Annotated in this window: 11 protein-coding genes; 7 read left to right on the forward strand and 4 right to left on the reverse strand. The window is 64.6% G+C overall.

The features are described from left to right. The first annotated feature begins 14 nt into the window (after positions 1-14). Entirely contained in the window at positions 15-1,607 is a 1,593-nt protein-coding gene (locus ACQPYH_RS28215) for a hypothetical protein (RefSeq protein ID WP_432877184.1), read from the forward strand. 649 nt (positions 1,608-2,256) lie between these two features. Here ACQPYH_RS28215 and ACQPYH_RS28220 read toward each other — a convergent pair. From ACQPYH_RS28220 to ACQPYH_RS28235, 4 genes are all read right to left on the reverse strand, one after another. Beyond that, entirely contained in the window at positions 2,257-3,120 is an 864-nt protein-coding gene (locus ACQPYH_RS28220; protein ID WP_432877186.1) for an IS110 family transposase, read from the reverse strand. Further along, positions 3,056-3,292: a hypothetical protein gene (locus ACQPYH_RS28225; RefSeq protein WP_432877189.1), complete on the reverse strand. Its 237-nt coding sequence runs from the start codon at positions 3,290-3,292 to the stop codon at positions 3,056-3,058. The genes ACQPYH_RS28220 and ACQPYH_RS28225 overlap by 65 nt, the downstream gene beginning before the upstream one ends. Before the next feature lie 192 nt (positions 3,293-3,484). Further along, the gene (locus ACQPYH_RS28230) at positions 3,485-4,663 is read right to left on the reverse strand and encodes a hypothetical protein (RefSeq protein WP_432877191.1); all 1,179 of its coding nucleotides are present in this window, start codon (positions 4,661-4,663) and stop codon (positions 3,485-3,487) included. Between the two features lie 935 nt (positions 4,664-5,598). Further along, entirely contained in the window at positions 5,599-5,766 is a 168-nt protein-coding gene (locus ACQPYH_RS28235) for a hypothetical protein (RefSeq protein WP_432877193.1), read from the reverse strand. A 56-nt stretch (positions 5,767-5,822) separates the two neighbouring features. On the opposite strand from ACQPYH_RS28235, the gene ACQPYH_RS28240 reads away from it, so the two are divergent. From ACQPYH_RS28240 to ACQPYH_RS28265, 6 genes are all read left to right on the forward strand, one after another. Further along, a complete protein-coding gene (locus ACQPYH_RS28240; RefSeq protein WP_432877196.1) occupies positions 5,823-8,402 on the forward strand; it encodes a hypothetical protein in 2,580 nt (859 codons plus the stop codon). Between the two features lie 8 nt (positions 8,403-8,410). Then, a complete protein-coding gene (locus ACQPYH_RS28245; protein WP_432877198.1) occupies positions 8,411-8,665 on the forward strand; it encodes a hypothetical protein in 255 nt (84 codons plus the stop codon). Positions 8,666-8,990: 325 nt separating this feature from the next. Further along, a complete protein-coding gene (locus ACQPYH_RS28250) occupies positions 8,991-9,263 on the forward strand; it encodes a hypothetical protein (protein WP_432877201.1) in 273 nt (90 codons plus the stop codon). A gap of 39 nt (positions 9,264-9,302) precedes the next feature. Beyond that, positions 9,303-10,541 carry a hypothetical protein gene (locus ACQPYH_RS28255; RefSeq protein ID WP_432877204.1) on the forward strand — a complete coding sequence of 413 codons (1,239 nt, stop codon included), beginning with the start codon at positions 9,303-9,305 and terminating at the stop codon, positions 10,539-10,541. A 57-nt stretch (positions 10,542-10,598) separates the two neighbouring features. Continuing rightward, positions 10,599-12,131 carry a hypothetical protein gene (locus tag ACQPYH_RS28260; RefSeq protein ID WP_432877206.1) on the forward strand — a complete coding sequence of 511 codons (1,533 nt, stop codon included), beginning with the start codon at positions 10,599-10,601 and terminating at the stop codon, positions 12,129-12,131. A gap of 950 nt (positions 12,132-13,081) precedes the next feature. Continuing rightward, a complete protein-coding gene (locus ACQPYH_RS28265) occupies positions 13,082-14,536 on the forward strand; it encodes an amidohydrolase family protein (protein ID WP_432877208.1) in 1,455 nt (484 codons plus the stop codon). Positions 14,537-14,540 lie beyond the last annotated feature (4 nt).

The raw sequence follows: 14,540 nt of genomic DNA on the forward strand, positions 1-14,540 counted from the left end.
AAGAGGGTTGAGCCATGACGTGTGACCGTACTGTGCCGAGCGAGCTCACCATCCACTTCGAACCGCGTGAGCCGGTGTCCGACCCGACGCTTGGCATCGCGGTGCCCCGTGGCGCACCTGCCAAGGCGGCTCATCGGCTGGTGACCTTGGGTGATTCGCTGACCGAGGGTTTCATGAGCGCCGCCGTGTTCAGGACAGATCAGTCCTGGCCGGCGATCACGGCGTACGAGCTCGGGCTGACTGCGACGGAGTTCCGCTTTCCTACCTACGAAACAGCGTCCGGGCCGGGCGGGCTGCCGTTGGACTTGGAGCGGCTGACGCGCGCGTTCCAGCGACGGTTCGGTGATCGACTCGACTTCTGGGAGTACGTGACGGCGGCCTTGTGGCTGCGCGACTACATGGACGGCGTTGAGGACTATTGGGAGCGCGGCCCGGGTTCCGGCCCGTCCTCGGTCCGGGCACCCTTCCACAACATGGCGGTGTACGGCTGGGATCTGCTCGACACCCAGATGCTGACCGCAGATCTCGTGGCCGCGCGTATCGGCACGCCTCGGGACGACCTGCTGAACCAGATCGTGCAGAACAGCGCGGACCGCGCCGCTTGGCCGGTACTGCAGGCGGCCCGGGACTCGGGACGGGCCCGCACTGTGCTGGACGCCGCTGCCACGCTCGGGACCTCGGACGGCATCGAGACCATGGTGGTCATGCTCGGCGCCAACAACTGCCTCGGATCAGTCGTTGGACTACAGCCCTGCTGGACCGCTGCGAACTACCTCGACCTCGAACCCGCAGCGCGGCTGGAGGCCAAGCGAGGATGCAACGTCTGGCGGCCCCAGCACTTCGAGGCCGAGTGGGCAACGCTCGTCGAACGACTCCGCGCTGTCGAAGCCCAACACGTCATCGTCGCGACCGTTCCCTCGGTAACCATCGCGCCGATCGCCCGCGGCGTGGTCGGCAAGATCGACCTCAAGTCGCGGTACTTCCCGTACTACACCAGGCCGTGGATCACCGACGAAGCCTTCGATCCGGCGAGAGACCCTCACATCACCGCGGACGAGGCTCGGGCCGTCGACTCCGCGATCGACTCGTACAACGAAACGATCGTGGCCAGCGTCGAGGCTGCGAGGCACGACGGACTGGACTGGTACGTGTTCGACCTCGCCGGCCTCCTGGACGGGCTGGCGACCCGCAGATACATCGAAAGTCCCTGGGCACGTCCCCCGTGGTGGAAGCCGTACGAACTACCCGAGGCACTGCACAACCTCGACCCCGTGCCGAGCACACGGTTCTTCCGAGCCGGACCGCACGGACGGACCGACGGTGGCCTCTTCTCGCTGGACGGAGTGCATCCCACCACGATCAGCTACGGGCTGATCGCCCAAGAAGTCATCAAGATCATGCAGCTCGCGGGCGTGCAGTTCCGCACCAGAGACGGGCAACCACGCAACGGCTCGGTCAGCGTAGATTTCGAGCGTCTACTCCAGTCCGATACCTTGATTTCCAACCCGCCTGCCGTCATCTCGCCGACGCTGAGCATGCTCGGCTGGCTGAACGAGCAACTCGACTGGGTGCAGCGGCTTCTACCGTTCATGCCAGCACCAAGCTGACAGCCGAGTGATGATCTGAGCCGCGACAGCCGACCAACAGCAATTACCCCCTTCAAGTCCGGCTCAGCCGAAGTATTCGGCCATCAAGGGACGCAGCCTCAGGCCTGTCAATGGCCTCGCCAAGCATCACCGTTCGGAGGGCCTCGCACAGTCAGGTTCGTCAGCCGACTGCGACCAACTGACAGCTAGGCTCTTACATGCGCGCCTCGAAGCCATCTGCCGCAGCGTCATCCCTGAAGGAGCGGGGCCGGTCAAGAGGTGCTGTGGCCGGCCCATTGTTCTTGTCCGCTGGGTCTGAGACACGCCGTGATGCGGCGTTGTGGTCAAGGCTCGGGCAGAGCCCGACCGCGTAGCGGCCGTAGGGCCTTGACGACGACGCCGTTCGGCGCATGCTGTGGGCAGTGGAGAAGGGTCTGCTGTTCCCCTTGGTGATCTGTGGGTCTGGGGCATTGCGCTCGTCATGGCCAGGGTGTCCCGGCTGGTGGCAGGCCCGGTCGAGGGCTGCTGTCATCCCTTCGCCGCGCGTAGTGGCCGGCATGATGGGGTTCGCGGTTGCTGGCCGGCGGGGTCAATCAGAGGCGCGACCACGCCACGGGGTGAGGATCTTGACCTGCACGACCCGCGCCGACCGGTTCGAGGCGAACGCGGCTCATGCCGCGTCCGCGTGTTTGTCCGTGTGCTTGTGCGGCTGCGCATCCAGGGCACGGACGTGGTGGTCGCGCAGGGCGTAGAAGACGTACTCGAGTTGGCGCCGGGCGGCCGCGACGATACCGATGTTGTGGCCGCAGCGGGCGGCGACCCGGCCGCGGAACTGCCCGACCCTGGTGGTGTCGGGCAGGATCTGCACCGACTCGGCCACGGCCCAGCGGACCAGCCGGGCACCTTGCTTGGTGATCCGGCCCCGATGCACATGGGCATCGGACTCGTGATCGAGCGGTGTCAGCCCGGCCCAGCAGGCCAGCTGCTCCGGTCGAGCGAACCGGTCGATGTCGCCGATCTCGGCGACCAGCACCGCGGCCAGGGTCGGACCGATTCCGGGAATCTGCTGCACCGCGGCATAGCCCGGGTGCAGCGCCAACCGGCCCCGCAATATGCCGGCGACATGGTCGATCTCGAAGTCCAGCCCGTCGATGATCCGGCGCAGCGAACCGATCCTGGCCGCGTACGGCGCCGCGAGCTGACAGGAGTCCCGCAGCCGGTCCAGCAGCGCGGTGCCGTCGATACCGAACAGGTCGCTCATCGACACGGTCACGCCACACTTGGCCAGCACCGCGCGGATCTCAGCCTTGCAGTGGCTGCGCAGCCCGACCAGCTTGGCGCGGTGGCGGACCAGCTCCCGCAACTCCCGGACCGCCGGTGGCGCGATCCATCCCTCAGGCAGGCGACCCATCCGGAGCAGATCGGCCAGATCGGCGGCGTCACGCTCGTCGTTCTTCACCCGCCGGTACTCAAACGCCTTCACCCCCAACGAGTGCGCCAGATGCACACTCGCGCCCTTGGTCCCGCAGCGCATCCACCGTCCAGTACCACCCGTAGGTGGCCTCCAGCACCACCTCCGGGCTCTGCCCGGCCCGGGCGATCACCGCGGCCAAACGGTCCGGGTCGTTGACGATCCGGATCCGCTCGAGCACCTCACCCTCGGCCGTCATCAGCACCAGCACCGACCGGCGCCGATGCAGATCCATCCTCACAAACTGCCGTCCCGCGTACGCTTCCATCAAGGGGCCTCCTTCGTCGTAAAACGCGAGCAACCCCAGCATCCGCCGGGGGAAACCCACGAGGAGCGGAGGCCCCGCTCCTTCATCGCGTCAGGGGCGGCACGGTGAATAGTCCGATGAGCGACGATCGGCTGTTCGACGACTCGCGTGACAGTGATTTCACAGCGTCGCGAGGGGTGCGTAGTGATGGACGAGCGCCTGGTCGCCAACTCCTGAATGGCCCAGGAAGCGTTCTGCCAGTACCTCCGCGGTGATACCGCCGAGGCCGGCGGCGATCAGACGCCAGTCGTGAACCGCGAGTCCGATGGAGCCTACGCCCCAGTTCAGGTACTTCGGCATGCCCTCGACGAGCAGGGGCTTCTGCTTCACCCGGCGACCGAGCTCGACAGCCGCGACCTTCATCTCCTCCCCTGAACAAGCTGGCAGTCTCACCATCGGTTCCAGGACCCACGGCTTGCAGAGCCTGGCGCTGCCGCGCCCTAAAGTCCTCGAACACGTCAGCATGCCTGAGATCGAGCATCCGTTGTGGGCTCGCTCGCCCGGCCGCCGGTAGTGCGAGCGTGACGATCCGCCGGAGCCGCGCGAGGTCCGGAGCCAAGACCTGGGCTGCGAACAGTTCCGCCTCGGAGACGAATGCGGTCTCGTCGCGATCAGTGCTGAACAGGGCACATAACGGCCGCCACTCGCCAACCACAGCCGCAACGAGCGACGTGCGAGTTCGCCACTCGCAAGACCTTCCCGGGATTCGCCACCAAGATCCCAGGCGTTGCGAGCGAAGGCCCCCGCCAATCGGGCGTCCATCGACAACCGACGCGGCGCAAACGCGACTACCCGTCGCGTGCCAGCGGAGCCAGTGAGATCAGCCCCCGCACGGTGTCCACAAAAATGCTCGGGATCGGGTGCGATGGTGATCCTGGTATCCGGCATTACCTCGTGGACCGAAGCCGCGAAGTCCGCAAGCACTTGCTCCTCGTCGAACGGGTCGTCGAGCAAGATGTCGTGGGCAAAGCACAGCGCCGCCTTGATCTCGCCATCGCCAACGCCGGCGCGCGGTAGCCGTTCGTTGCTGAGATGCTCGCCATCGATCAGCATCGAACGCCTTCTGTGCGCATGCGTCTCAGCAAGCTCCCTGCCGACCACCGAGGCGCGCAGAACGCCAGCGCCCAGATCGAGCGACTCCAGCCAACGCTCGATCGTGCCCGACTGCACTTGCTCCAGATAGGTGGCTAAGAACTCCTCGCACCGCAGTCGTGCGATGACCTCCTCGGTCGACAGGTCGAGCGCACGAGCCGAGACCAGACCGCGCTCCATCTCTCCCGAGAGGTCCTCGACGCTCATCGAGTAGAACCCCTCCAGCGCATGAACCACCGGTGTACCGCGACTCGTCACACGCACAGTATGAGCATGGTTCAGTCTCGCGTCAGTCCTCACTGGACTGGTAGTAGCGATCCGATACCGCCTGAAGATCAGCAGCACCTCGGCGAGACGACGATGAAGACACGATCGCGGCACATTGGTGACGCCGGACCCTCCTCGATCCCACCGGGCTGATCAGGTCCGTCGTCTCATCGCCGATACGACACCACCTGTCTTCGACTCTCTCGCAACCTACGAGGGAGTTGTCACGCTTTCTGTGGTCTCACACCTCGCTGAACATGCCGCTAACCCCAGAGCTCGCAGTGTAGTTGGCGATGTGCAGGTAGCCGACAGCGTTCGGATGCGCCTCGTTGTTGAACCAGGGAGTCGGGTCGACATCAGTGAAACGGGCTAGCCAGTTGGCCTCGTGGTCGACGAGTAGGGCGCCGGTTCTGCAGCGATTTCGCCGACAGCCTGACAATCTGCCGGGAGTTCAGCGCGCAAGTTCCGACCGGATGCCCGGCACACCGCATTGAGAGCGCATGAGCGATCTGCTGGCGGCGCTGCATCTCGACCAGGCAACCTGAGCCAGAGCAACATAAGGACGGTCCATGACCGATCTCGCTTGTAGCCAATCCTTCGATTGCTTCAATCGACTATTTGTTGTGAATTCGACGGGAGCCAAATAATCACATTCTGACATATCCCCATTTGGCCGCTCTAACCACCAGACCTCTTGACGCTGCTCGGTATCGGGTTCATGGTGCTGGTAGGGGATTCTGGAACGGTCCACAGTGATCGCGGTTATAGACCGTCGGCTAGGCGCTCCTCATTTGGTAGCAACCATCGTCGGCCGCCGAGCGGCTGAGATGGAGCGCCACGGACAGCGGTTCGGTGGAGCAGGTGGGGGCATGGCTTCAGGCAGTCAACACGGCCGGCAGGGCGATTCGGAACGGGGACCGCGTGATCGCCGTGGCCAGTTTCTGCGCGATCGTGGCATGCCCGACGATGACGAGTTCTACCACCCGGCTTCGCAGAATGATGACGAAGTCGGAGCCGTGACCGAAGATTCGGTACCTCAGCACGACGATTCTGAGTCCGAAACGGATGACAAGGGCTCCCTGGGCTGACAGGAGCGGAAATGCGTGGAACGGGAGACGAAGGCGCTAACGGCGTCGTGCTCGACGTAGAGGATTTGCCGCCACGCCCCTTTGGTGGAAAACCGATGCTGCGATTGCTGGAGTTGCTGGAGAGCCAGGCGCTGACCAGCGTACAAGAAAAACTGATCCGCGACGCTACATCAACGGAGGCAGAGAGCGCCGCGGTCGATCGCGCCAGAGACCTGGGCTTCCTTGGAGCCGCGCCGGACGCGATCGACTATGGGACCACGCACGACTATGCAGCTACACCGAGCAGTGCAGCGCCGGAGAGCGTCGCCAGCACGTACGCAGCGGTCGCGACAGATCTGGCTGGTCCGCCGACCGCGGTTGGACCGCAGTGGCGGTCGATCGGTCCGTGGACTGTGACCAACGGACAGACGTACGGCAGCAGCAGGGTCAATGTATCGGGGCGTATTTCCGCCCTCGCCGTCGATCCATCAAGTCCGGCGCATGTACTCGCCGGCGCTGCTAATGGCGGCGTGTGGGAGAGCGGAGACCGCGGCGCATCCTGGCGGCCGTGCACCGACTACCAGGCCACGCTCACTGTGGGTGCGTTGGCGTTCGATCCATCGACGCCGTCGATCGCGTACTGCGGAACGGGCGAGGGTGATTGGTGGTCTTTCCTCGGCAATGGCGTGTTGCGATCCACAAACGGCGGTTCCTCATGGACGGCCGTTTGTACGACGCCATTCGTGGGCCAGGGCTTCTATTCGCTGATCGTCGATCCGACAACCGGACAGGGACTCTATGCGGGCACGACGGAAGGCCTATACGTGTCCGCAGACAGTGGCACAACCTGGACTCAGCGACGTAGCAGCCAGACGTGGACGGTTGCCACCGGCGGAGGGCAATTGCTGGCAGCTTGTCGCGACGGGGTGTTCCAGTCGACCGATTCCGGCACCACCTGGACCACGGTAGCGCTCGCTGGAGCACCGGCCAGTTTTGACCGCTTGGCTGTAGCGATCGCGCCGTCGAACACTGCCGTGGCGTACGCGTGGGGAGCTGGCCCGCCGTACATCCCACAACCCGGAGGCGGCCAGATTCCGACCGCTTACTTGTGGCGCCGCGCCGGAGGCAACTGGACCGCCATCGGAACCCCACCAGGAGTCGCGACAGGACAGGCTTGGTACGACTGGTATGTCGCAGTCGCTCCCGACAGAGACACCCAGGTCTACTGCGGGGCCATCGAGCTACACCGTGGCGACTTGGCAGTCGGCGGCTGGACGTGGCGCGTACTGACCAACAAGGGAACGACGGGCGACTCCATCCACCCGGACCAGCACACCATCGGCTTCGAGCCCGGCACGCCGGACACCGTCTACGCAGGCAACGACGGCGGTCTGTTCAGATCGCCGGACCGTGGAATTACCTGGCGAAGCTGCAACAACGGTCTGGTGGTCAGTGAGTTCGAGTACTTGGCGCACGATTGGGGGTCGGCGCGCTGGCTGATCGGCGGCACACAGGACAATGGCACAAACCGCTGGACCGGCTCGTCCACCTGGGAACACGTCGAAGATGCCGACGGCGGCGACGTAGTGGTCAATCGACAGACGCCCGGCACCGTCGTCCTCAGCCGGCAATGGGGAGGACTTCGAAGGTCATTGTCGCGTGGCTCATTCAACACGTGGTCCTGGATCAATCCAGCCCGTCCGGCCGGGGAAGGGGTCGGACTCTTTTACCCACCGATCGAAGGCAGCGCCACGACCGGCGACACCATCGCAATCGGAATGCAAGCACTGTACGTCTCGCGCGACAGCGGTGGTGGCTGGACACGACTCGGCTTCCCCGGCGGCGGTGTTGCCTCGGCGATGTACATCCCGGACCCGGATACCGTAGTCGTGGGGCTGACCAACGGCGGCGTGCTCCGGACGACTTTCTCTACGGCGTGGTCACCACTCGCTGCCATCGCCACACCGCGACCGAGCGCCGCTGTCAGCGACCTCTATGCAGAGCCCGGTGCGACAGGTCGTCTGATCGCCACAAGTCGTGCAGCAGGCGGCGGTCGAGTATTCGTCTCGGACGACGGCGGCACAAACTGGACGGATCGCACCGCAGGGCTTCCCCCACTCCCCGTGAACGCCGTGGCCGTCGACACTCGGAATCACAACCGGATCTGGGTGGCGGCCGATCTGGGTGTCTACGAAAGCCGAGACGCCGGCACCACATGGTCGACCTTCTCAAACTCGTTGCCAAACGCATTCATCGGCGACCTGATATACCACCCGCACTCGCGCGTTCTTCGCGCCGGGACCCGCAACCGGGGCGTATGGGAGATCCCCGTCGACGGGTGGATGACCCAGCCTGTCTGCGGTACCCAATGGACCGGAACCCTCCAGGCGAACGAGACGCGGCGTTGGTTCACCTTCCGTTGGCCCGCAACCTGGCACGTCTTGTGGACCGTTATGCCCACCACGGTGGCCCTCGGTGCTCCCCAGATCACGTGGCAGACGCAGGTCGAGCGCGCCGACGCAGAGTTCGCAACGTACTGGATCACGGTCAGGAACCTGACCTCGAGCCCCGTCTCCTTTGAGGGACGCTACGCAATCCTCAGCCGATATTAGGAGCCGAGATGTGGACGAACGTTCAGTTCACCGGATCACTCAACCCCAATCAGACCCAGCGCTGGTTCACGTTCAACTGGCCGGCGACCTGGCATGTCGTCTGGTACATGATGCCGACGGCCGTGAGGCTTGGCGCCCCTGAGCTCGAGTGGGACGTCGCTGTCGAGCGAGGCGATGCGACCAGATGCACCTATTGGATCACGGTGAAGAACCTCGCCCCGGTTCCGATCACCTTCGAGGGCAGGTACGCCGTACTCAACTAGGAGCAGGCATTATGCGCGTCACAATCCGGATCGACGACGAAGCGGAACCAGGCAGCGAGGACCACGGAAGAGTTGTCGCTGCTGCCACCGACGGATCCGCGCCTCCCGAGGATCTCGCCGCACAGGCCGGGGAGATCGGGGCTATCTCAGCGGGACCAGCCCCCACGCTGCAGGAGTTGTCAATGACTCCGGGGGCACCCGCGATCACCCCTTCGGCAACGGATCGTCCGACCACCGAGTCGGCTGTCAGCGGCGCTGCGGGGAGCCTCTCTGCGGGCGCCGCACCTGAACTGCCAGACCACGTAGAACCCGAAAGCGCTACGTCATGAACGAACTTCTGCCGATTCTTGGCGGGCTGCTCCTCGGCGTCGTAGTCCAGCGGGCGCACTCTCTCCGTGCGCGCCTCCTCCTCGGCGGCATCATTGCCATCGCCGTCGGCGCCGTGGCCACGATCGTCAGCGGGGAATACCTCATCAGCTGGGGATTCCTCCTCGTCGACATACCACTGGTTGCTGTCTCCGCTGCGGCAGCGTACTTCGGAACACGGACGCTGTCGGTGCGAATTAGTGCCGCCCGGCGCGGACGGCCCGGCGAGTGACAACAACCGACAGGTCCGAATTGGGGAGGATAAGACTCCATGGCGCGAAAGGATCAGCACGACGCCGTGAGCATCCGGTGGCCCTTGAGTCGACGAGCAGCATTGGCCGGCAGCATTCTGCTGTTTCTTGTGCTGGTCGGTGGCCTTGCCTTGCTGCGCATCAGAGCTGACTGGCCGGATGCTCGGTGGGAGGGAGCCTTCGCACTCGCCGCCGTGCTGGTCAGCCTTGTCCCAATAGGGCTGCTTGTGCTGGGTCGGGTGGCGGAGTCGCAGGGTAGCGTCTCCTTCCGCGGACTCTCGGTGAACTTCGGCACTGCGGCCCAAGCCTCCGCCCTTGCCAGCTCAGTGATCTCGATACCGCGCAATGTGAGCGACGAAGGCACTGACATCAGTGACTCCGGACACAGCGAAGTCTTGTCGGTGCTCAGGGAAGCGTCGCGCGCAGAGGTTGTGGTGATTGACCTCGAGGATGGCCACGCCTGGTGGGACAGCCGCTTGCTCCTGCTCTGTGCCGGTGCCGACTTGCAGGGAAGGCCTGCCGCGGTGGTCTTCGTCGCAACGATTGACGATCAACACCGTCGCTTCGTCGGCTGGGCACAGACAGACGACATCCTGAAGCAGATTCTCAAGTCCGACAACGAGCTCACGTTCGCGTATGCCGTTGCCCGGACCGCCACCCGGCGGGCGGAACTTGTCTTTCCAGAACGCGGTGCGCCGGGGCAGCACCCCCCGATGTCGCCTGGTCTTGATGGGCCTTTGCCCTCCTATCCAGTGGTGCAGGCGAATCTGTTGTTCGAGCGGCGCGCCAACCTGATGCTGCCTCTGCCGCCGGCTGCGGCCTTTACGCGTGCCCTCGCGCGAGCCGTCCACGACCTCGAGGATGCCCGGCAGGTTGGGGACGTCACAGTCGTTCGATTGTCCGCGCTGCTGGCGCCGGTTCTCCATACCGACCGGATCGAGCAGACCGCACCGGACGACGCCTGGGTCAACGCCGTAGTGAACCTCGACCAGAACTACCTCGCCGTCACCGCCAACGGTATCTACCGGGGCTTGGCACCCCGGACAGATCTACTCAGAGCCCTGATCAAGGCAATACTTTCGGTCGTAGCTCAGCCCGGTGAGTTGCCAGACCGCAGCACAACGACTGCCATTCAGCGCCCTGGAGGCAAATTGAATGGGTCGATGTCAGGAGGCGACCGCCGGGATGGCGCGAGACGCCAAGGCAACCGAGTTCAGACGATCAACGCTGGCCCGCCTGCTGCTGAGAAATTGCAATAGTTCCCAACTGGGGGCTCAGTTGATCCGACCCCTTGGCCGACGAACGGAGGTCCTGGCATGGCGGTGGGACAAGCAACAACGAAGCAGACCTGGCTACTCGACGAAGTTGAGATCCGCGGGATAGTGGCGAAGCAAGGCGCAGTGGTGGGGACGGAGGTCGGAACCAGCGACGACTTCGACGTAGCGCCAAGCGACGGCTATCAGCACCTGGTGTCACTGATTCCTGGAAGCAACGGCGTGATGCATTGCGAGACCTACCCGCTGCCTCACGATCACACCAACCACGACGAGAGCTGGCCGCTGCCGCAGAAGGATTCGAGCACCGCATTCGACGTCCTCGACCCAGCCAGCGGTACCCGTCGGCCCCTCAGGATCGGCGATCACGTCCGCGTCGTAGGGCGTTGGACCATCGACCATCATCCCGAGAGCTGTGTGACAAGGCAACGGGGTTGGTTGAGGGTTGGCTGTGTCTGGCCCGAGTTCCATCCGTTCCGTTGGGATGACATCCGCCTCGTAGGCCCGCCACCTGCCAGTGGACAGGAAGTCGCGACATTGTCGCTGGCCGCTCCGCTCCACGAGGAGGTCTACCTCGGCGGCTGGAAATGGATGGCAAACGAACTCGCCGGGGTAGCGAGCAAGGTCTTCGTCTCAGACGACGGATCGAATTATCACAACACTGTCAGCGCGGCCCTCCATGTGGACGCACCGCCGCTACCGTCGGGGTGGACTCCATCGGCCCAACTGCTCGAGGTGGTCGAGACAGTGACGCGCAATGGAACCGGAGCCGCGCCCGACTCTGTTCGGAGCATTGCCAGGCACACAAGCAGCATTGACGTCACGGCGACAATCACCGCTCCGGGAAGGATTGATGTCGGCGGCGGCTTGATGCTCGGCGATGTGAACGACCCAGCAAATCGCCAGTCCGTATTCCAAAGCCGCTACGCCGTGGGATGGCGGCCTCGACTTGCCGCCGGGCCAGTGAGCGTCAGCATCTTACCTAGCGAAACGGCAGCCGACTTCGACTTGGTTGTCCACAACGTCGGCCCAGACACAGTCACCATCACCTCGGCCGCAACTCAGGGCAACGACGCGGCGATGTTCGCCATCACCTCGTCTGTGCCGATCCAGGTTCCCGGCTCAGGACAGGCAACCTTGCATGGGCGCTTCACCGCACCAACGAGCGGCCTACGGCGCACATCCATCGTGCTGCACAGTAACGATCCCGCCGGCGATCCGCTTCTCGTTGATGCAACAGGCAAGACAGGAGACACATCCGGAAGGCTACGGGTACGTACTGAGCCGGCCCGAATCGTTCTCGGGCGCGCTGTATCGCTGTCGATCCTCGCGGACGACACCGGAAGCGGTGTCCCGGTGGCAGGCCAGGCGCGTGTGCTCAACTACACCGCGACCGGCAAGCCAACTCCATTCCAGCAGCCCACCAACACTCCCATGACGGTGACGTTCTTCCGTCAGAAGGAGTTCGATCCTGAGCTCAAAAAATGGATCTTTGGCGACGTGCCCTCGGGGGTCGTTAACGCACCGGGCTACGATCAGGATCCAGATGCGGAAATTCCGTTCAGATTCAGCTAGCCCGAAACACCCTGGCTTGGATGCGATTCGAGTTTAGAAGTCAAGCAGAACAACACCCCGGTGCGATGCTTCGGACGCCGGCCGAATTATCTCGCCCTGGAGCGTCCTGCCCGGCATCCGTTGGCGCGTCGAGGTTCCGAGCGGTCATCGCGCCTATCGTGAGACCTGGCGGACGATTCGGATCTCCTCGCTTCGCCCCATGGCCTTGCTGTAGGAATTGCCGAGAGGAAAGCGGTAAGCCGTCACGGTCGTGTACGGGACCTCCAGTAGCTCCACGTCCTGGCCGATCTCGGCCGCCCGTGGCCTGCCGTTCGCCGCAATCCTGCGCGCCACAGCGCGAGGCCGTCATGGTTCAACACGCCGGCCCGTCCAACCGTGCGTACGATGCGCCGCCACACCTCCAGGTGAACGGCTTCCGCCACCGGCTCGCCCGTATCTTCTCATCGGCACGTCCGAATGCACGCAGCCTCTGTGGCAACGATCGGCAGCACCAAGCCGTCCCGTGAGAGTGCAAGTCCCCTCGGACACCACGCTAAAGCCAAGCAGAGCGGCGTTTGTAACTACTTCGGCCTACGGGGTCCCATGGTTGTAGTTCACGTGCACCTGCGGTCATGTCGCCTGGTTGGACCACTATGCGCCGGATGTCATCGACCACGACCCGCTCTGGTACCTCCAGGCCGCTGAGCTCCGCCCGCGACCACACGTCGCAGCTGCGTTTCCTCGAGCACATCACCGACGTGAAGGAAACCAAACATCAGCGCTGGCGGCGCAGGACTGCCGTCGATCCCTGGCAGCCACCTGTCGGCCCCACGCCAGAGGCCCGGAGACCGCCCGCACAGCAACTGACCCTCAGCCGCCGGCGCGGTCCTGGGTCCTCGTCAGCGCTTCGACCGCCTGCGTTGTATCAACTGGTGTGCCCGCCTGCTCCTCATTAGTGGGGAGGGGTCGCTATGCCGGTCGTGGATGTGCACTGTCACAACTTCAATGCGGACGACCTGCCGGTGCGGGGGTTTGTCCGGCACGTGGGATTGCACGATTCGCTGGTCAGTCCCGCAGTTGCGGCACTGATCGACACTATTGTGCAGAAGGGCGCGCCGGGGTACACCGACGAGAAGCCGCAGCTTGACGCACTGCTCGGGCGAAGCACATTCGGGGACGGTCTCGAGGGGCTGGAGCCGGTTCAGAAGGTGGTGGAACCGCTCGATCAGCTGCGGGCCGAGGTCGACGCAGAGCTGGCCGACCTGCTCCAGCGCAACCCCGCACTGGTCCGCTCCGCCGCGGAGGACCTGGCTGGGCAGGAGGTCGACCAGGGTGAAGGCCTGTTCGACATCACCCGCGCAGTACGGCGGGCCGTCACCTGGGCGAAGCTCTTCACGAAGTCGCGGCTCGGCCTGACCGGCGTACTCATGTCCACCTATCCGGACGTCGATCTGTTCACGCCGATGCTGGTCGATCTCGGTACGGCGCTCGGCGACAAGGCGAAGACCTCGGTCCGTGAACAGGTCATCCTGCAGGAGCAGATCAGCCGGCTCAGCATGCTCGGGAAGCTGCCCTGGCAGACGCGAGCGCGGATCCACCCGTTTGTCGGCTTCGACCCGCGCCATGAAGTCCGCGCACGGCAGGCGCACGACATCGACACCCCGCTGGCGGTCGTCAAGGACGCGATACGCCGGTTCGGGTTCGTCGGCGTGAAGGTGTACCCACCGATGGGGTTCCGGCCGCTGAAGAACGTGGCCGTCGGCGACGTGACCGCCGAGGAGGCGGCAACGCTCAACGAAGTACTCGACGAGTTCTACAAGTGGTGCGTGGAAGAGCATGTACCGATCACGGCGCACTGCAACAACTCGCAGTACGCCAGTGAGATCTATAAGAACGCCGGCCTGGCCGGGCCCGGTGGGTGGATCGACGTACTCGAGAAGTACGACAGCCTGCACCTCGACCTCGACCTCGGCCACTTCGGCGGCGCCCATGCGGTCGAGCAGCCGGACGCCTGGATCTGGCAGATCGCCAATGCGGCCGCGCGCTTCGACCATCTGTACGCCGACGTCGGCGACCACAAGACCCACGACCGCGCGTTGTCCGGCCCGTACCTGGACCGCCTGCACGACATGTTCAACCGTCCCGCAACAAAGGTGATGCGCGACCGCCTCATGTACGGGACCGACTGGTTCATGCTCGCGATCTATCCCGACTGGGACCGCTTCTTCACGACGTACCGCGACCTGTACCGCGACAAACTCGGCGCAGGCCCGACCAACGACTTCCTGGGCACCAACGCCCTGCATTTCCTGGGCTTCGGCGACCCCACCAACCAGAACAACCGGAGACTCTGGGAGTGGTACGCGAAGTACGCCGCCGACCACACCCCGGCCTGGCTGGCCAGCCCTGTGCCGGCAACGCCATGACGAC

Origin of the sequence: Kribbella sp. CA-245084, assembly GCF_050942355.1 — a bacterium.
Lineage (GTDB): Bacteria > Actinomycetota > Actinomycetes > Propionibacteriales > Kribbellaceae > Kribbella.